Source organism: Actinoplanes lutulentus, from assembly GCF_003259845.1.
Lineage (GTDB): Bacteria > Actinomycetota > Actinomycetes > Mycobacteriales > Micromonosporaceae > Actinoplanes > Actinoplanes lutulentus.
The window spans coordinates 1-17,621 of the sequence record NZ_QLMJ01000005.1 but is presented as its reverse complement, the minus strand read 5'-3'; the positions used below and the strand labels follow the sequence as shown (position 1 = coordinate 17,621).

19 protein-coding genes and 3 tRNA genes are annotated in these 17,621 nt (G+C 70.0%); 9 read left to right on the top strand and 13 right to left on the bottom strand.

Annotated elements, in window-relative coordinates; genetic code table 11:
- Window positions 1-22 precede the first annotated feature (22 nt).
- Complete coding sequence (locus tag B0I29_RS13020; RefSeq protein ID WP_111649214.1) at window positions 23-658, top strand: TetR/AcrR family transcriptional regulator; 636 nt, start codon at window positions 23-25, stop codon at window positions 656-658.
- Here B0I29_RS13020 and B0I29_RS13015 read toward each other — a convergent pair.
- The 6 genes from B0I29_RS13015 to B0I29_RS12990 form a co-directional block, all read right to left on the bottom strand.
- Window positions 626-1,795: a PEP/pyruvate-binding domain-containing protein gene (locus tag B0I29_RS13015; protein WP_111649213.1), complete on the bottom strand. Its 1,170-nt coding sequence runs from the start codon at window positions 1,793-1,795 to the stop codon at window positions 626-628. The genes B0I29_RS13020 and B0I29_RS13015 overlap by 33 nt on opposite strands.
- The gene (locus tag B0I29_RS13010; protein ID WP_111649212.1) at window positions 1,792-2,385 is read right to left on the bottom strand and encodes a transcriptional regulator; all 594 of its coding nucleotides are present in this window, start codon (window positions 2,383-2,385) and stop codon (window positions 1,792-1,794) included. The genes B0I29_RS13015 and B0I29_RS13010 overlap by 4 nt, the downstream gene beginning before the upstream one ends.
- A gap of 36 nt (window positions 2,386-2,421) precedes the next feature.
- Complete coding sequence (locus tag B0I29_RS13005) at window positions 2,422-3,630, bottom strand: S1C family serine protease (protein ID WP_111649211.1); 1,209 nt, start codon at window positions 3,628-3,630, stop codon at window positions 2,422-2,424.
- A 608-nt stretch (window positions 3,631-4,238) separates the two neighbouring features.
- Window positions 4,239-4,310, bottom strand: a tRNA-Val gene (locus tag B0I29_RS13000).
- Window positions 4,311-4,335: 25 nt separating this feature from the next.
- A tRNA-Cys gene (locus B0I29_RS12995) sits at window positions 4,336-4,406 on the bottom strand.
- A gap of 29 nt (window positions 4,407-4,435) precedes the next feature.
- A tRNA-Gly gene (locus tag B0I29_RS12990) sits at window positions 4,436-4,507 on the bottom strand.
- A 115-nt stretch (window positions 4,508-4,622) separates the two neighbouring features.
- Between B0I29_RS12990 and B0I29_RS12985 the strand changes: the two genes are divergently transcribed.
- Window positions 4,623-5,210, top strand: a complete 588-nt coding sequence (locus tag B0I29_RS12985) for a GNAT family N-acetyltransferase (RefSeq protein WP_111649210.1) — start codon at window positions 4,623-4,625, stop codon at window positions 5,208-5,210.
- On the opposite strand, the gene B0I29_RS12980 is transcribed toward B0I29_RS12985, so the two are convergent.
- Genes B0I29_RS12980 through B0I29_RS12965 form a run of 4 tightly spaced genes read right to left on the bottom strand, consistent with a single transcriptional unit; the run spans window position 5,197 to window position 8,539 of the window.
- Window positions 5,197-5,616: a GNAT family N-acetyltransferase gene (locus B0I29_RS12980; RefSeq protein WP_111649209.1), complete on the bottom strand. Its 420-nt coding sequence runs from the start codon at window positions 5,614-5,616 to the stop codon at window positions 5,197-5,199. The two genes, B0I29_RS12985 and B0I29_RS12980, sit on opposite strands and share 14 nt — an antisense overlap.
- Window positions 5,613-6,341, bottom strand: a complete 729-nt coding sequence (locus B0I29_RS12975; protein WP_111649208.1) for an FAD:protein FMN transferase — start codon at window positions 6,339-6,341, stop codon at window positions 5,613-5,615. The genes B0I29_RS12980 and B0I29_RS12975 overlap by 4 nt, the downstream gene beginning before the upstream one ends.
- A 32-nt stretch (window positions 6,342-6,373) precedes the next feature.
- Window positions 6,374-6,919 (bottom strand): FMN-binding protein, encoded by a 546-nt coding sequence (locus tag B0I29_RS12970; RefSeq protein WP_111649207.1) that lies wholly within the window; start codon window positions 6,917-6,919, stop codon window positions 6,374-6,376.
- Between the two features lie 48 nt (window positions 6,920-6,967).
- Window positions 6,968-8,539, bottom strand: coding sequence for a ferredoxin reductase family protein (locus tag B0I29_RS12965; protein WP_111649605.1), 1,572 nt, complete (start codon window positions 8,537-8,539; stop codon window positions 6,968-6,970).
- 159 nt (window positions 8,540-8,698) lie between these two features.
- Here B0I29_RS12965 and cbiE point away from each other — a divergent pair, with 159 nt between their 5' ends.
- From cbiE to B0I29_RS12935, 6 genes are read left to right on the top strand one after another with little or no spacing between them, the layout of a single operon-like run.
- Window positions 8,699-9,907 (top strand): precorrin-6y C5,15-methyltransferase (decarboxylating) subunit CbiE, encoded by a 1,209-nt coding sequence (cbiE, locus tag B0I29_RS12960; protein ID WP_111649206.1) that lies wholly within the window; start codon window positions 8,699-8,701, stop codon window positions 9,905-9,907.
- A complete protein-coding gene (gene cobM / locus B0I29_RS12955) occupies window positions 9,904-10,647 on the top strand; it encodes a precorrin-4 C(11)-methyltransferase (RefSeq protein ID WP_111649205.1) in 744 nt (247 codons plus the stop codon). Before cbiE ends, cobM begins: the two co-directional genes overlap by 4 nt.
- A complete protein-coding gene (locus B0I29_RS12950) occupies window positions 10,635-11,366 on the top strand; it encodes a cobalt-precorrin-6A reductase (protein WP_111649204.1) in 732 nt (243 codons plus the stop codon). The genes cobM and B0I29_RS12950 overlap by 13 nt, the downstream gene beginning before the upstream one ends.
- A gap of 55 nt (window positions 11,367-11,421) precedes the next feature.
- Window positions 11,422-11,934, top strand: coding sequence for a hypothetical protein (locus B0I29_RS12945; RefSeq protein WP_111649203.1), 513 nt, complete (start codon window positions 11,422-11,424; stop codon window positions 11,932-11,934).
- Complete coding sequence (locus B0I29_RS12940) at window positions 11,931-12,371, top strand: hypothetical protein (RefSeq protein ID WP_111649202.1); 441 nt, start codon at window positions 11,931-11,933, stop codon at window positions 12,369-12,371. The genes B0I29_RS12945 and B0I29_RS12940 overlap by 4 nt, the downstream gene beginning before the upstream one ends.
- Window positions 12,371-13,087 carry an SDR family oxidoreductase gene (locus B0I29_RS12935; protein WP_111649201.1) on the top strand — a complete coding sequence of 239 codons (717 nt, stop codon included), beginning with the start codon at window positions 12,371-12,373 and terminating at the stop codon, window positions 13,085-13,087. Before B0I29_RS12940 ends, B0I29_RS12935 begins: the two co-directional genes overlap by 1 nt.
- Before the next feature lie 3 nt (window positions 13,088-13,090).
- Here B0I29_RS12935 and B0I29_RS12930 read toward each other — a convergent pair whose 3' ends face one another.
- Together B0I29_RS12930 and B0I29_RS12925 are read right to left on the bottom strand one after the other, a co-directional pair.
- Entirely contained in the window at window positions 13,091-14,839 is a 1,749-nt protein-coding gene (locus B0I29_RS12930; RefSeq protein ID WP_111649200.1) for an alpha/beta hydrolase, read from the bottom strand.
- Window positions 14,840-14,917: 78 nt separating this feature from the next.
- Window positions 14,918-15,616, bottom strand: a complete 699-nt coding sequence (locus B0I29_RS12925; RefSeq protein WP_111649199.1) for a SemiSWEET transporter — start codon at window positions 15,614-15,616, stop codon at window positions 14,918-14,920.
- Between the two features lie 153 nt (window positions 15,617-15,769).
- On the opposite strand from B0I29_RS12925, the gene B0I29_RS12920 reads away from it, so the two are divergent.
- A complete protein-coding gene (locus tag B0I29_RS12920; protein ID WP_111649198.1) occupies window positions 15,770-16,942 on the top strand; it encodes a hypothetical protein in 1,173 nt (390 codons plus the stop codon).
- A gap of 12 nt (window positions 16,943-16,954) precedes the next feature.
- Here the strand turns inward: B0I29_RS12920 and B0I29_RS12915 are convergent, their stop codons facing one another.
- Window positions 16,955-17,404, bottom strand: a complete 450-nt coding sequence (locus tag B0I29_RS12915) for a YdeI/OmpD-associated family protein (protein WP_111649197.1) — start codon at window positions 17,402-17,404, stop codon at window positions 16,955-16,957.
- Window positions 17,405-17,621 lie beyond the last annotated feature (217 nt).

The window sequence follows — 17,621 nt, the reverse complement described above, 5'->3', positions numbered from 1 at the left end:
ACCCCGACGATAAAGTGAGCAAATGCTCGACTTCCACTCGCGTTCGGCGAACCGGAAAACCCCGCAACAACAGCGGTCCCGCGAGATGATCGACCGCATCCTGGCCGCGACCGCTCAGGTTCTGGCCGAGCGGGGATACGCCGGCCTCAGCACCAACCGGGTGGCCGCCCAGGCCGGGGTGAGCGTCGGCTCGCTCTACCGTTATTTCGCCGACAAGAACGAGTTGATCGAGGAGCTCCGCTCCCGCAGCTCGGCCGACGTGCTCGCCGACCTGACCGGCGCGCTCACCGCGGCCGTGCCGATGCCGGCCCGCGACGGCGTGCGGCACGTCCTCACCGTCCTGGTCGCGGCGCTGAAACGGCATCGGGCCGTCACGATCGCGATGATCGACGAGGCGCCGCTCGGCGCGCACGGCAACATCCTGCCCGAGGTGGAACGCCAGCTCGCCCAGATCACCCGGATCTTCGTGGCGGTGCACGCGCCGCATCTGGAGCAGGCCGAGGCCGACGCCCGCATCCACCTCGCGATGGGCGTGACACTCAACGCCTGCCTGCGCATCGCCCTCGATCCGGCGCCCGGCGTCAGCGAGGACCGGATGATCGACCTCACCGCCGAACTGCTGGTCCTAGGACTCGCCCCACTCCAGCAGACGGCGTAGGTGATCGTCGATCTCACCGTTGGTCACCGGTGCTTCGCCCAGGACGATCAGGCCGGTGGTTCCGTCGATTGTCACGGTGGTTCCTTCGGCGAACGTGCGGTCGTTCACGCGTACCCCAGAAGTCTCGACAGAGACGCCTGCCTGGACCACCGCGGGTTTTCCCATCGAACGAGCCACCACCGCGGCGTGGCTCGCGGGACCTCCTCGCGCGGTGACGACGCCGGCGGACGCGGCCAGCCCGCGCATGTCCTGCGGTGAGGTGTGCGGCCGGATCAGCACGACCGGTCCGGCCACTGCCATCCGCGCGGCCTTCTCGGAAGTCACCGCTATCCGTCCGGTGACAACACCGGGGCTTGCGCCCCGGCCTCTGGCGATCACGTCCAGGTCCGCGCCGGTCACCCTGATTGCTGGGGTACGCGCGAAGCGCACGTGCCGTGGCGTCACCCGGCGCACGGCTTCCGCCCGGTCGATCAGGCCCTCGTCGGCGAGATCGACAGCGACCCGGACCGCCGCCCGGGCGGACAGTCCGCCGGCCCGCACCTGTAGCAGCCAGAGCCGGCCGGACTCGATCGTGAACTCGACGTGGCAGACGTCCCGGTAATGTCTCTCGGCCCGGTCCAGGGCGTCGGCCAGCGCTTTCCGGTGTTCGTCGGCCAGCTCGGTCAGCGGCAGGGTGTCCGACTCCCCGGCGACGACGACGTCACCCCGCGCCTGGCGGGCGAACTCGCCGAAGAGTTCCCGCTCGCCGGTGTTCGGATCGCGGCTGAACGCGACGCCGGAGCCGCTGCGCTCGTCGCGGTCACCGAAGACCATCGCCTGAACGATCACCGAGGTGCCGAGGTCGTGCGGGATGCCGTGGATCTCGCGGTAGGTGACGGCGCGCGGGCTGCCCCAGGACGCGATGACCGTGCGGACGGCCTGCTCCAGATCCTCTTCGCGCACGTCGAGGACCGTGGTCATCATGCCGGGCATCGACACTCGGGCACCGGAGCGCACCGAGACGGTCGCGACCCCCAGCTGCTCGAATCCCCCTTTCAGGTTGTCTTCCGGTGTGCCGGGGTCGATCGCGAACCAGGGCGGCACCGGAAGTCCCAGCTCCCGGAGAACGATCAGGCCCTCTTCCTTGGCTGACCTCATCGCGGGATCCCGAGCGTGGCCAGCAGGTCTTCGTGCAGCTGGAACCAGACCGCGTGGTACGACTCCAGCCCGTCCGCCAGGTACTCCCGATCGCCGGCGTGGACCCGGTCGAGCGCCGCGGTGAGCCGGATCCGGTACCCGCCGAATCTCGGCAACGCCTCGGTCAGCTCCGCGCAGACCGGGTCGGCGCGCCGGTCCAGATCGGCGAACCGGGCCAGGACCCGGGCGTCGTAATCTTTGTCGGTGTGGTCGTTGACCTCGGCAAACCCCTCGACCACGCGCATCTGCCAGGCCGAACAGAGGTCGAGCAGCTCAGGGTTGAGCACCAGGAACCGCTGGTACGCCTCGGTCACCGCGGGCCGGGCGCCGGTGTCCTCAAGCTCCGCGGCGGTCCGGCGGGCGTCCTCGGCCCGGCCCGGCTCGGTCAGGCCCCAGCCGCCGCCCAGCTCGCCTTTGGTCCGTGTCACCAGGCCGGCGACGGCCAGGTCGATCAGCTCGGATTCGGCGTCCGGCTCGGTGAGGCCGGTGATGCGCGAGACGCGGGGCAGTTCGGCGTACCCGATGCAGCGCAGGGTGTGCAGGACGGTCATTGAGTGATCTCCTCGGCTGCCGCCAGGATACTCACGTCATGGCTGGGCTCCCAGCTTCACCTGCGCGCTGGCGGCTTTGCCCGCTCGGATGTAGTCGACAGTGACCGTGTCGCCGGGATTCTTGAGGAGCGTCACGGCGGCCACGTCGTTCGTCGTGGTGACCGGACTGCCGTCGATCGCGCCGACGATGTCCCCGGTTTTCAGGCCCGCCTGCGCCGCCGGACCGCCGGCCACCACACCCCGGATGAAGACACCACCCGCTCCGGCCTGGTTCGCGGGCACGGTGATGAGGTTGAAGCCGAAGTACGCGTGGGTGACAGTGCCCGTCTCGATGATCTCATCGGAGACCGATTTCGCATGGTCGACCGGAATCGCGAACCCGAGCCCGATGTCACCACCACCGCTCGCACCGGACGCGTCCGGAATCCCGGCACCGGCGGTCGGAACCCCGATCAGCTCGGCCGCGCAGTTCACCAGCGCGCCGCCGCTGTTACCCGGATTGATCGCGGCGTCGGTCTGCACCGCGGACACCAGCAGCGCCGTCTGACCGTCGTCACCGGGAACCTCGATGGTCCGGTCGAGCGCACTCACGATCCCCGAGGTCACCGTGTTGGAAAGCCCGAGCGGCGCACCGAGCGCAACGACGGGCTGGCCGACCCGCACGTCCTCGGAGGAGCCGAACGCGATCACCGGCAGCTCACCCTGCCCGTCCACCTTGATCACGGCGAGGTCCGACTTCGGGTCACGGCCGGTGATGACGGCCGGCACGGTACGCCCGTCATTGAACAGCACACTGACCTGCCCACCATCGGCGGCGAGTGAGATCACGTGGTTGTTGGTGAGAATGTAGCCGTCACTGCGAATGACCTCCCCCGACCCGGTCCCGGCGGCCTGCCCGCTGGAGGCCGAAATGGTCACGACGCTGGGCAGAGCCTTGGCCGAGACCTCGGTGGCGGCACAGGTCTGCGCGGTGTCCGGCAGAGGAGCAGCCGATCCACCGGCGGGCTCACCGGAACCGTCAGGGTCGTTCGAGGAGACAGCCACACCGCCGACAACGGCCCCGAGGACAGCGGCCACCGCCACCCCGACCCAGGTAACCCACCCACCCCCAGCACCACCACCGCGGCTCGCCGACCCACCGCCGCCCCCGCTGCCTGAGCCGCCGCCACCCCCGCTGACCGATCCGCCGCCGGGCCCGGTGCCAGGTCCGTTGCCGATCGACTCGCCGCCACCCGCGCCGTCCATGCCCAACCGCCCTCGCCTCAGCCCACATCCGGGCTCAGCAAAGGCGACAAGCCCCACCCGCCACATCCTCCCCAGAGAATGAGCCCGGCAACGGAGCCTGACCGGCCCACCACCCGGCAGCGGACCGATCTAGTGAGTTGGCGCCGCCATACCAACCACAAACTCACAAGATCACCGCAAACAGCGCAGCCAAGCCCCGACTGGCGCCGGCGAGCCCCTGGCTGGCGCCGGCGAGCCCCTGGCTGGCGCCGGCGAGCGCAGGGCGGTTCATCGCCAGGTCGAGTGTGTCGATTACGGGTCCGCTACGCCCCCAAAATCGACACACACCCCGCGAACGCCCGCCCTGTGTCGATTACGGGTCCGCTACGCGCCTCAACTCGACACACACGGGGAGGCGCGATGCCCGCGGCTCCGCCAAGCGGTGCGGAACCGGAGCGGGTCAGACCGGCCATCGGCAGCGGGGGTGCGGGACCGGAACGGTCAGACCGGCCGTCGGCAGTGGGGGTGCGGGTGGCGGAGCCCCCGCTACGCGCGACGAAGTCGCGCAAAACAAAACGAGACCGGAACGGTCAGCGCACTACAGCTGACACACTCCGGCCCCGGTCTCGTGGGCGATACTGGGATCGAACCAGTGACCTCTTCCGTGTCAAGGAAGCGCGCTCCCGCTGCGCCAATCGCCCGCACAGGTCTTGCTGAAATCCTGCGAGGTGGAGACGGGATTTGAACCCGTGTACACGGCTTTGCAGGCCGTTGCCTCGCCTCTCGGCCACTCCACCGAGGTGACCCTGTGGAACAGGCCGCTCCGAGCGGACGACGGGATTCGAACCCGCGACCCTCACCTTGGCAAGGTGATGCGCTACCACTGCGCCACGTCCGCATGCTCCCCGGGCTCCCCCGGCGACGGACAAAACATTAGCCGGTCCCGGGCGCTCTCTCCAAACCGGGGTACCCCGGCGTGTCGTCACCTGGGAAAACACACGAGGATTCGAGGCGTGGAGTTGACGACCTGGTACCTGGAACAGTCCGACGTCTCGCAGATCCGCCCGGGACGTGAGCCTGCCACCGCCGCGGAGATCCGGCAGGCCGAGTTGGCGAGCCCGGAGCTGAGCCGGTTCCTCTACACGGCGGTGGGCGGCGACTGGTTCTGGACGGACCGGCTGCCATGGACATGGCAGCAGTGGAATGACTTGCTGACAGCTCCGGGGGTGGAGACCTGGGTGGCTTGGGTACGCGGAACCCCGGCCGGATTCATCGAGCTCGACGGCCGTCACCCCGGCATCGTCGAGATCGCGTACTTCGGCCTGCTGCCCGGGTTCACGGGGCAGAACCTCGGCGGCCACCTGCTGGCCGAAGGCCTGCGCCGGGCCTGGAGCCTTCACGAACGCTGGCCGCATCAGACGCCGATCACCCGGGTCTGGGTGCACACGTGCAGCCTGGACGGACCGGCGGCGCTGGCGAACTACCAGGCCCGCGGCATGAGCCTCTACAAGACCGAGGTGACCCCCGCCGGCCCGATCACCGAGACACCAGGGCCATGGCCGGGCGCCGGAGACCGCGGAAACCCGGTCAACCCAGCCTGAGCGCCATCCCGATCGAGTGCGGCGCCGTCTCGGCGAACCCGTGCCGCTCGTACAGCCGCCGCCCGGGCGGATCCCCGAGCAGATTCACGTAAGCGCCCGGGGGCGCATCCCGCCGGATCCGCTCCAGCAGCGCGGTGAGCACCGCGTCACCGAGCCCTTTGCGCTGATGCCCGGGAAGCACCGCCATGTCGATCACATGGAAATACCACCCACCGTCACCGAGCACCCGCCCCATCCCGACAGCGTCGCCACTCTCGTCATGGCGCACATGCACCGCCGCCCAGGAACCGTTCAACCCCGCGGTGGCTTGCTCCCGGCTCGGAGGCGTCAGGCCTGATTCGGTACGCAGAATCAGGTACTCGTCGATCGAAGGAGGCCCGTCCACAAGCCGGTATCCAGGGGTCATGACACCACCGGCAGCCCCGGCGAGGTGAACGCCCGCCCGTCGTCGGTGACCGCCGCCGATTCATAACCGTCAGCGACCCGCTTGGCGAGCCAGGCCAGCCCACGCTCGCCCATGGCAAGAGCCGCCGTCGCGTAGGCATCGGCAACAGCAAGATCCGGCCCGACGACGGTGACCGAGCGTAACCCCGCGGCCGGCTTCCCGGTCCGCGGGTCGAAGACGTGCGCACCCCGCTCGTAGGTGCCCGATGTGGCCACCGCCCCGTCGGTCAGCGAGAGCACCCACGCCAGCTTGTCGGCCTCGAACGGATGACGCACACCGACCCGCCAGGGCCGGCCACCGGGACCGGCCCCGCGCATCCGGATGTCGCCTCCGGCGCTCAGGAAGTGCCGCTGCGAACCAGCCGCGGCAAGCCTCTGCGATGCGACCTCGACCGACCAGCCCTTCACGTAGCCGGACGGGTCGAGTGCCCCACCGGCGTACGCGTCGAAGTAGCCGTCGGTGTCCCGCCACAGGTCGGCGCACCGGTCCAGGACCAGCCGCAGATCAGGCGAGGCATCGGCCGGCTTCAGCGTGCCGTCGCGGAGGCGGCAGACCTCGCTGTCCGGCTTGTAGGTGCTGAACCGCCCGTCGACCTCGTGCAACCAGGCACAGGTCATGTCCACAAAACCCGACAAGTCGGACTCGGGTACTTCGTCGGCCAGCTCGATGCTGACGACCGTACCCATGACATGCTCGACGTGGCGCACGAAGCCTGACCCTACGCGCCTGCCTTGTCCAAGGCGGCCTGGAGGGACTCGGCGTACGACTGGCTCGTGAACGTCGCGCCGGAGACCGCGTCGACGTCGGCGCTCTGCACCGTGAGAGCCGAGGCGCTGAGCTTCTTCACCGCGTTCGGGTTGATCGTCCCGCTGAAGCCGTCCGAGGGGAACGTCGCGTCCGCCGCGCTGATCTTGCCGCCGCTGACCTTGATGGTGACCTGGACGGTGCCGTATTCGTTCTGGACGGCCTTGCCCTTGTAGGTGCCGGCCTTCAGCCCGGCCTCCTCCTCGGCGGGAGCCTCCGCTTCCGCGGTCTCCTTCTTCTTGGAGGCCTTCTTGCTGGTGGAGGGCGAGGGATCGGCGGCGGCCTCAGCGCCTTCCGCATCACCGCCCGCGTCACCCCCCGAGTCGCCGTCGGCCGGCGCCTCCTGGGCGACGGGAGAGGTGGCAACCGGCGCGTCCGGCGGCTGCACGCTCAGGCGCACCCCGAGGATCAGGGCCGCACCGGTAAGGGTGCCGACAGCTGCTGCGGTACTACGTCGCATCGCGGAACTCCCGATTCAAAGAGGGGTCGGTTCTTGCCAAAACAAAGATCAGAACTCGAACGGGTCGAGGTGGAGCTGGCTGTCCGGCACGTCGAGCTGGCGCAGCGTGCCGACCGCGGCGTTCACCAGTCCGGGCGGGCCGCACAGGTAGACGTCACGCCGGTTCACGTCGGGCACCAGGCCCCGCAGCCCTTCCGGGGTAAAGAGCCGCTTGGGACCGGGATCGTTACGACCGCCGACGATGTAGCGCACCCAGGCGTCCCGCTGCTCGGCCAGATCCTCCAGCTCGGCGCGGAAGACCAGCTCGTCCGGGCGGCTGGCCCGGTAGATCACGATGGTGTCGGCCGGCATGTCCTCCAGCAGCGCCCGGATCGGGGCGATGCCGCTGCCGCCGGCGATGAGCAGAGCCCGCCGCCGGGTACGCCGCTGCGCGGTGAACGTCCCGAACGGACCCTCCGCCCAGACCGGTGTGCCGGGGCGCATGGTGGCCAGCTTGGCGGTGTGCCCGCCGGCGATCGTCACGGTGAGCCGCAGCCACTTCCCGTTCGGGGCGGCCGACAGCGAGAACGGGTGCGACTGCCACCAGCCGTTGGCGGTCAGGAACCGCCAGCGCATGAACTGCCCGGCCTGCACCGGGATCTTGTCGAGCCGCTTGCCCTCGATGTAGATCGAGAACGTGTTGGCGCCCTCGCTGACCACCTCGGCGACGCTGAACCGGTGGCGGGCGTTGAGCCAGACCGGCTCGACGATCCGGCCCCAGATCAGCGCGGCGAGGGTAAGGCAGCCGAGGGCCGGCCAGAAGACCGAGGCGAACTTGCCGCTCATGTCGGCGCCGGAGGAGATCTGGTGCGCGTACCCGAGGAGCAGGACCGCGTAGCTGCTCAGGTGAATCAGGTGCCAGAACTCGTACGGCAGCACGTTGCGGATGAACCGGATCGAGGTCATCGCGATCACGACGAGCAGCACGGTCGCGATCGTCGCGCTGATCATGTCCGGGAACGTGGTGATCACGGTCCAGCCCTGCTCGACGACGCCGGTCCCGGCGGTGAGCGAGTACGCGTAGACGATGAACACGACGTGCGCCACGACCGCGGCGAGCAGTGACGTTCCGAGCCAGCGGTGCCAGCGCAGCAGGTCACGGGAGCCGACCCACTCCTCGAGCCAGGAGACCCGGCTCATCATGAGCAGCTGGATGAAGAGCAGATAGCCGCCGATCAGGCCGGTGATCCGCCCGGCCGCGAGCATCATGCTGGTGGTGTCGCTGACCGCACCGGCCTTGGTGTTGAAGAGCCAGAGAGCGATGCTGGTGCCGAGGCCGGAGAAGAACAGCAACACGGTGAGCAGCCGGTTGCCGCTGGTCGCCTCGGCGGGCGGCCGGTCGTCCGGGATCGGCACGCCGGTGCCGGCTTTCCACCCGCTCGGGTCGGTGAGCGACTCCACCACGATGTCGCCACGCCGATAGGGGTCCTGCGCGTCGTACTGCGGGTACTGCTGCTGTTGCTCCGGCCACGGAGGCATCGACGGGTTGTCCCAGCTGGGCCGCGTGTCATTCCGCAGGTCAGCGAAGTATCCGTCGTCATCGGGCAGCTCGCGCTGGTCCTGGAAGGCCGGTATGGCCATCATCCTCACCCGCTCAGCAGTCGTCTCACGGCGTCTGCCACCCCTGCGGCCAGACGTGACAACCCGAGGGCCGTCAGGAATGGGTACGCGCATGACTGCCGGTTGGCTCAATGACCATCCGGAAAATTCCGCTCTGCGGGATCGGGATAGGTTGCCGGAATGAGCAACCCGGACGTGGTCACGGTTGCCGGCGTCGGCGCCGGCGGGTGGCCGGACCTTTCCGGTACGACTCAGCGCGCCATCACCGAGGCTGACGTGATCTTCGGAAGCGCCCGCCAGCTCGGCCTGCTGCCCGCATCGGTGCCGGGTCGCCGCGAGAAGTGGCCGTCGCCGCTGGTCCCGGCCCTGCCCGGGCTCCTCGAAGCCGAACGTGGACGGTCGGTCTGTGTGCTCGCCAGCGGCGACCCGATGTTCCACGGGATCGGCGCCACCCTGGCCCGCCTGATCGGCGCTGACCGGATCCGAGTACTCCCGCACCCCTCCTCGGTCTCCCTCGCGGCGGCCCGCCTGGGCTGGGACCTGACCTCCGCCGACGTCGTGAGCTTGGTCACCGCGCCCGCCGCCACGCTGCACCGATGGCTCAATCCGGGCCGCCGGATCCTGGTCCTCTCGGCCGGCGCGCAGACGCCCGCCGAGGTCGCCGGACTGCTCGACGAGCGCGGCTTCGGCGCGGCCTCGATGACCGTTCTGGAACAGCTCGGCGGTCCCGGCGAGCGCGTGGTCGCCGGCACGGCCGGCACGTGGATGGTCCCGCCGGGCGACCCACTCAATGTCATCGCGCTCGAGCTCGGCGGCGGCCCGCCGGCTTCGTGCGTCCCCGGCCTCGAAGATCTTGGGTACGCCGGAGACGGCCAGCTGACCAAGCGGGAGACGCGAGCGGTGACCCTGGCCCTGCTCTCCCCCGCCCCGGGCCAGCTGCTCTGGGACGTCGGCGCGGGCTCCGGCAGCATCGGCATCGAGTGGATGCGCAGTCATCCGGCCTGCCGGGCGATCGCCATCGAGTCGTCCACCGACCGGGTCGCCACGATCACGGCGAACGCGGCCTCGCTGGGCGTACCCGGGCTGCGGGTTGTTGAAGGCCGTGCGCCCGAGGCCCTGGACGGGCTCGAAGCGCCCGACACGATCTTCATTGGAGGCGGCTTGACCCGCGACGGAGTCCTCGACCGCTGCCTCGCGGCGCTGCGCCCCGGTGGCCGGCTCGTCGCGAACGCGGTCACCGTCGAGTCCGAGGCGGTGCTCGCCGCCGGGTACGCGAAGTACGGCGGTGAGCTGACCCGGCTCACCGTGCAGCGCGGATCGCCGGTGGGTGGATTCACCGGCTGGCGTTCGTTCATGCCCGTCACGATCTGGTCGGTGGTCCCGTCATGACCGTTCATTTCATCGGCGCCGGCCCCGGCGCGGCCGACCTGATCACGCTGCGCGGGCATCGGCTGATCTCGTCGGCGCCGGTCTGCCTGTACGCGGGCAGCCTGGTCCCGGCCGAACTGCTGGAGGCGTGCCCGCCGGACGCCCGGCTCATCGACACGGCCAACCTGAACCTCGACGAGATCGTGGCGGAGATGGTCGCGGCACACGAGGCCGGGCACGACGTGGCACGCCTGCACTCCGGGGACCCGTCGGTGTTCAGCGCGGTCGCCGAGCAGATGCGGCGGCTCGACGCGGCCGGTGTGCCGTACGACGTGACGCCCGGTGTGCCGGCCTTCGCAGCGGCCGCGGCCTCACTCGGGCGGGAGTTCACGGTTCCCGGGGTGGCGCAGACGGTGATCCTGACGCGTACCGCGGAACGGGCCACCGCGATGCCGCCCGGCGAGGACCTGGCGACGCTCGGCGCGAGCCGGGCCACCATGGTGCTGCACCTGGCCGTGCAACGGATCGACGCGGTGGTGGCCGAGCTGGTCGGCAACTACGGCGCGGACTGCCCGGTCGCCGTGGTGGCGCGGGCCAGCCGGCCGGACGAGCTGATCGTGCGCGGCACCCTCGCCGACATCGCGGACCGGGTGAAGGCCGCCGGCATCAAACGGACCGCGGTGATCGTGGTCGGCGCGGCGCTGACGGCGGGCCAGTTCCCGGACAGCCACCTCTACTCGACCGACCGATGCCGATCCTGATTCTCGGCGGCACGTCCGACGCCCGCCGGCTCGCCGGGCTGCTCGTCCCGGCGGGGTACGACGTGGTCAGCTCGCTGGCCGGGCGCACCCGGGAACCACTGCTGCCGGCCGGCCGGGTGCGGATCGGCGGGTTCGGCGGGGTGGACGGGCTGGTCACCTATCTGCGGGACGAGCGGATCGACGTGCTTGTCGATGCCACGCATCCCTTCGCCGCCACGATGAGCGAGCATGGCGTGGCGGCTTGCGGGGCGTTGGGCGTACCGCATCTGATCGTGCGACGGGAAGGGTGGAGCGCGTCGCCGGGCGATGAGTGGCACCGCGTCGCGTCGCTGGACGCGGCCGCGAGGGTGATTCCGCGGCTGGGGCGGCGGGTTTTTCTGACCACCGGGCGGCAGGGAATCGCGGCCTTTGCCGGGCTTGACGAATGCTGGTTCCTGGCGCGGTCGGTGGAGGCGCCGGAGGGTGACGTGCCGCGCCGGCTGGAGGTGTTGCTGGATCGCGGGCCGTTCACTGTGGATGGTGAGCGGCGGCTGCTCGCGGAGCATCGGATCGATGTGCTGGTCACGAAGGACAGCGGCGGCTCGGACGCCAAGCTGGTGGCGGCGCGGTCGGCGGGGGTTCCGGTGGTGATGGTGGATCGTCCGTCGCTGCCACCGGGTCCGGTGGTCGCGACGCCGGAGGAAGCGGCCGGCTGGTTGTCCGATTTGGCGCGGCGCTGAAATACGACACCTTCGAGGGGCTCCCCTCGGTCGGCGTCGATGCGAGGCTCGAAAGATGGCCGGGCCTGCGCTGTACGCCGAGTTGAACGCGGTGCGTGCGCTCGTGGCGCACGGTCTCGCCGACGTGAGCACCGCCAGTGAGATGGGCCAGTTCTGGATCCGTTCGGCGTGCGCACGGCTGGCCGCGATCGACGCGGTGCTGGTCGAGGCCGCCGGGGTGCCACTGGCCGGGGTGACCATGCTGGCCGGGATTTCCATGCTCGCCGGTCGGCGGGTGCGGATGGCTCTGGGCCGGCGGCGGCTCGCCCGTCACCCGACGCCCGGTGTGCCCGGGCACACCCCGCGCCGACCGGGATTGGTCATCGTGCCGGAGACCCTGCTGCACGCCCGGGTCCGGCTCGTGTCGGCAACGCTGCGGCACGTCGGATCCGGCCGGTGGAGCGCACCGGAGCTGCGGCGCGCGGCGCTGGCCGATCCGGTGACGCGGCGGCTGGCCGAGGCTGATCTGCTGCTCTGCCAGGCCGTCGACTGCATGGAGCGGTACCTCGACGATCTGGCGAAAGGATGATCGCCCGCCGGGACGACCTGTTCTCCGGGCGGGTGGCGCCGCGCCTGGCCCGGATCGAACGGGAGCTCACCGCCGCGGTCGTCGACGCGCAGAGCCGGGACTGGGCCGCGGACCGGCCGGATCGGGTGGGTTTCGCGCGGCTCGGCCAGGCCCGCGACGAGGTCCGGCGGGCGGTAAGGCGATATAGGCGTTTTTCGGGTTTTTCTCTTTTTTCCCGGAGGCGGGTCGCGGATGTCGACGACCCCTACTTCTATGCCGACCTGCGGCGGCGGATCGAGGCGTGCGCGGCGGCGGCCCGGGCCGACCGATCCTACAAACGGCGGGCCGCCGCGACCGATCTGGAATACGCGCTGGACTGGCTGGCCGCCGCGCAGGAGGTGTCACATCCGCAGGCCCCATCTCGTCCCCTCTTCACCACTTCTGAAGGGGAACCGTGATGAGAGTTGTAGTGGCAGGCGGCACCGGACAGACCGGAACACTGCTGGTCGAGGCGTTACGCACGCGCGGCCATGAGGCGATTGCGGCTTCTCGGTCGACCGGGGTGGACCTGATCACCGGCGAGGGCCTGGCCGAGGTGCTGGAGGGCGCGGACGTTGTGGTCGACGTCACCAACGCGCCTCCGGAGAACCAGGACGACTTCTTCCGTACCGCGACGGAGAACCTCACCGCCGCGGAGAACAAAGCAGGGGTACGCCATCACGTGGTCCTGTCGATCGTCGGACTCGAGCCCGCGAGCGACCTCGCCTACTACCGGGCGAAACTGACCCAGGAGGCGGCCGTGAGAAGCGGCGGCGTGGACTACACGATCGTGCGGGCCACCCAGTTCTTCGAGTTCCTCGGCGCGATCCTCGGTGCGAACACCGACGGCGACGAAATCCGGCTGGCACCGGTGAAGGTCCAGCCGATCGCGCTGGCCGACCTGGTGGTTCTGCTGGCGGAGACGGCGGAGTCAGAGCCCGTCAACGGCACGGTCGAGGTGGCCGGGCCGGAGGTGCTCGCCCTCGACGAGATCGGCCGCCGGCTGGCCGAGCCGGGTCAGCGTGTCACCTCGGACGGCAAGCCGTTCTTCGGCGCTGACATCCCGATCGACGCCCTGGTGGCCGGGCCGGGCGCACGGCTCGGCTCGACCACCCTGGCGGTCTGGCGTTCCTAGGTCCTAAAGAATCCCGCCGGTCAGGATCGAGACCGGCTTCGGCGCGACGACCGGCGGCAGCTGCTTACCGGGCTTCACGGCCTTGGTCGACAGCTTGTCGCCGTCGTCCGCCGGGATCTTCTCGGTGAACGGCTGGTGCGCGGCGCGGCAGACCTTGCCCTTGGCCGGCACCTTGCCGGTCAGCAGGTAACGGTCGATCGCGTCGGTCGCGCAGACTCCCGTGCCGTACGCGGTGTGACCCCAGTTGTCGCTGGTCAGCAGCCGCGAGTTCGGCAGGAGCTTGCTCGACGAGACCGAGGCGGCGTAATTCGTCGCCGGGTCCCAGTAGTTGCCGACGACCAGCACCGGCTTGGCGGTCCGCTTGTTGAACGGACCCCGGTACGCGTCCTCGTCCTTCACCTTCCAGGTGTTTGTCGCGCACTGGACGGTCAGCCAGCCCCAGGCCCGCCCGAAGTACGGCGCCTTGACGTCACGCAGCGCCGTCGACGCCGGCCACGAACTGGCGTACTTCGGGTGCTTGCCATCGGTGCAGATGACAGCGCTCTGTGCCTCGAAGCTGTTGTCGTACGGGAAGTCGTACCCGATCGACCGGGCGGCTTTGATCCGCTCGAGCAGGCCGGCCTTCGCGGCCGCCCCACCGTTCGCCGCCTGGCCGACCATGGCGATGATCGAGGCGACCTCTTCACCGGCGTACGTCGAGTAGAGCGATCCGAGGAGCGCCCCGACGAAGTCGGCGTACGTGATCTTGTAGCTGCCGAAATCGTCCTCGATCACCAGCGGCTTGGCCCGCAGCTTCTTGGCGAGAGCGGTGAAGTTCTTGAGCGGGTCGCCTGCCGCGTACGGGCAGTACTGCTCGCCCGCCTTGTCACAGCGCTTCAGGATCTCCTTGAGCGCCTTGTACGCCCCGTCGGCGGACTTCATCCGCGCGTCCAGGATCTGGTTGCCGCTCTTGCCGGCGCCCACCCACTGCCGCGGGTCGATGTTGCCGTCGACCGCGATCGCGCGGAACCGGTCCGGGAACATGTTCGCGTAGTACTGGCCCAGCGCGGTGCCGTAGCTGAAGCCCAGGTAGGTCAGCTTCTTGTCGCCGACGGCGCGACGCATCAGCTCCATGTCCCGGGCGACCTCGGCCGTCGACATCGCACCCGCGATGGACTTGCCGGTGGTCGAACAGCCCTTGCCGAACGCCTTGGCGGACTTGATGTACTTCGCCTCCTCCTTCTTGCCGAGGGGGAAGGCGACGTTCATGCCGTTCAGGACAGCGGTCTGTTCCTTGACCGACTTGAAGCACTTGATGTTGGCGCTCGCGCCGATGCCGCGCGGGTCCACGCCGACGATGTCGAACCGCTCAAGGAGCGAGTCGCTCAGGAAGCTCGGGGCGAAGAGCGCGAACTCGGTGGACGAGCCGCCCGGGCCACCGGGGTTCAGGAAAAGGCTACCGATCTTTTTCTTCTGGTTCTTCGCCTTGATGCGCAGGACCGCGATCTCGGTCTTGGCGCCCTTCGGCTTGTCGTAGTCGAGCGGCACCTTCACGGTGGCGCACTCGGCGGTGCCGTAACACTTGTACCAGCCCAGCTTCGGCGTCTTCAGCTTGTCCAGCCGCTTACGCTCCGCCTTGCTGGTGGTGGCCGATTTCGCGGCCTCTGCTGTCGGCGTGAACGCCTGGGCGGGAACGGACGCGCTCAGCGCCAGAGCGATGCCGGCCAAGCCGGCGACGCCCGCGACCAGAAAGCGCGATCGTGAAATGTGCATGCATTGCCCCCTGTCTTGATGACGCACGGCATCGTAGGGGAGCCATGCACGCTTGCAAGTCCCTCTATCGAGGGCTTCTCAGATTCCTGCGGTAGCCAGGCTGCGGGTGACCACGTCGTGGCGCCAGCACACGGTCGCGGAGGCTTTGAGGCGGCGCGGGCGGCGGGCGATCAGCACGCCATTGACGACCAACGCGCTGGTCAGGCCCACGAGAGCGGACGCCCAGACGGCCGGCTGACCGGCGCCGAGGCCGTACGCCAGCCACGATGCGCAAGCACCCGCGGCCAGGCGCCAGCGCAGCGGCGAGATGCCGGAAAGGTCCTGAGTGCGGTCGCGCAGCAGGGCGAGCGGCTGCGGAATCGCGGACACGAACGAGACCGACGCGAGGACCGTGCCGAGCATCGCGGCCGCGGCCGGACCACTGACCTGCGGCAGGGCGGCGAGCGCGGCGATGGCGACGACCGCCAGCAGCACCCCACCGGCCATCCCGGCGCTGGTCAGCAGCGCCCGGCCGGAACGCAGGTGCGGCTGGGTGACCAGCAGCGCGACCAGGATCGCCAGACCGGTCGACGAGCTGACCGTGTTCGTGACCACCTGGAACGAGTCACTGATCAGCAACCCGTACGTCACCCACCCGGCCGGCATCGCGACACCCAGCATGCATGCCGTGGCCGAGAGACCGCTGGTGCGGCGACGCACGCAGGAGCGGTACACCTGAGGCCAGGCGATGGACATGGACAGTGCGGCGCCGAGAATGCCGAAGACGTGGGTAAGCATGTTCCGTTTCCGGTCGGGGTCAGTGGCACTGGTCCCTTCGACCTGGTCACGGGCCCGCTGACCCCTGGAAACCGGATGGCACCCCGCGGCAACGAAGCCGCAACCCGGCCCCTGGGGTGCCGGTCACCCGCCTGCGTTTGGCACAGTGGACAGATGCTGACCGACGTGGACCTGCCCGCGCCCGGACTGCTCTGGACCCGCTGGGCGACACTGGGCGCCGCATTGACCGCCATCGGGCACGCCACCGTGTGGTCGATCGACGACCGTGGCGCCGCGTTCGACGACCACGACGGCGGCTGGGGCCGGTTCGCCCTGCTCGACGGCAGACGCGCTGTTCTCTACGGTCACCACCGGGAGCACAGCGCCACCACCGATCCCCCGATCGACCTGCTCACCGGCGCACCCGACTGGCTGCCCTGGGACGAGCTGTCCGCCCTCGCCGAATCCGACCGGCTGGGCTTCGTGATCTGGCACGAGAACGGCCGCTGGTCCCGCGTGCGTTACCGCGACGGCCTCCAGGACGGCATGACCGAGCTGCTCGCGCCGTTGCTCACGGCGGAAAGCACGATCATCGCGCTGAGCGCGATGACCGCCGGAAGCACGCGCGAGGCAGGAGAGCGGTTGCTCAACGCCGGGGTACGCGCGGAGCTCACCGCGGGTGGTCTAGAGGCGCTGCTGAGTCAGCTTCCCGATGGTCTTGATCTTGATGTCGACGCGGCTCTCGCTGTCGCGGCGCGGGCCGGGCTGATCCCCGGCACCCGGGCGCCCCGGATCACCGCGGGCAAGCGTCCTGCGATGCGCCGGGTACGCCAGCTCAGCCAGGGCGAACACGACCGCCTCGTCTGGGCCGCCATGCATGACGCCACCGAGCTGCGCCGCCCCGCACCGCCGACCACCGACGAGCTGGACACCCTGGTCAGCTGGCTGCGGGAACGCTCACCGCAGGACGACGGCCGATGCACCCTGCTCGCGTACGCCGACGCCACCAGCGTCAGCTCCCAGCCCGGCGACCGCCCGCCCGCCGACCACCCGGGCGAGGAGCGGTACGCCGCGTTCCGCCGCCTCACCGAGCTCATTCGCGCCCTGCGCCGAGCCGAGTCCGACCCGCGTTACGGCCGCTGGCTGTACCTGCGGGTGGAGACCAGCGCGACCGGCGTCCAGATCGAGCGACGGTACGACTCCTGGCCCAGCTGGTGGCACCACGACGGCGTCTCCGGCCCGTGGCGCACCAACTTGCAGGAGGAGATGGACACGAGACTGCCGGCGTACCGCCCGTCCTGGGTGCCACTGCTGGACCCCGAGGTGGCGTACCGCCCGACCGCGTGAGATCAGCGAGCTTTACCGGCTTTTATTAGCCCGCAGAAGGTCGAGCGATTTCGCCAGCCGCCGGGCCCGAGTCTCGTCGGTCTTGGCCGAGGTCAGCTGCTCGGCATGCCACCGCTGATTGCTGAACGACAGGCTGTCCCAGAACGCCTTCACCTGCGGCTCCCCGGTGAGCGCGGCTTCCAGATCCGCAGGCACCTCGACGGTCCGCGGCGTGCTGTCCAGCTCCACCTCGACGTCGTAGACCTGCCCAGCCTCGATCCCCGCCGCTTTCCGGCGCTCCGAGCTGACCCCGAGCCAGTACTCCCCGCCCATCCGAGCGATCGACGACCGAAACTCGAAGCCGTTCACCCGTACGACCACCTTGGGCCGCCCGCCCCCGCCAAGCTGCTCGACAACCAGCTCAGCCACCTGAAAGCCGGTGGTGGTCCCACCCGTAGCCCGCAACTCCCCCCGAAACTCCATAACCGCCACCCTACGACGCTTCTCCCCCACCCTCCCCCACTTCCACCGCCCTCCCCTGCCGCGCCGGCCCGCCCCCGCCGCACCTCCCCATCCACGCAGCGCCGCACCGTCCCCTCACGCCACGCCGCACCGTCCCCTCACGCCACGCCGCACCGTCCCCTCACGCCACGCCGCACCGTCCCCTCACGCCACGCCGCACCGTCCCCTCACGCCACGC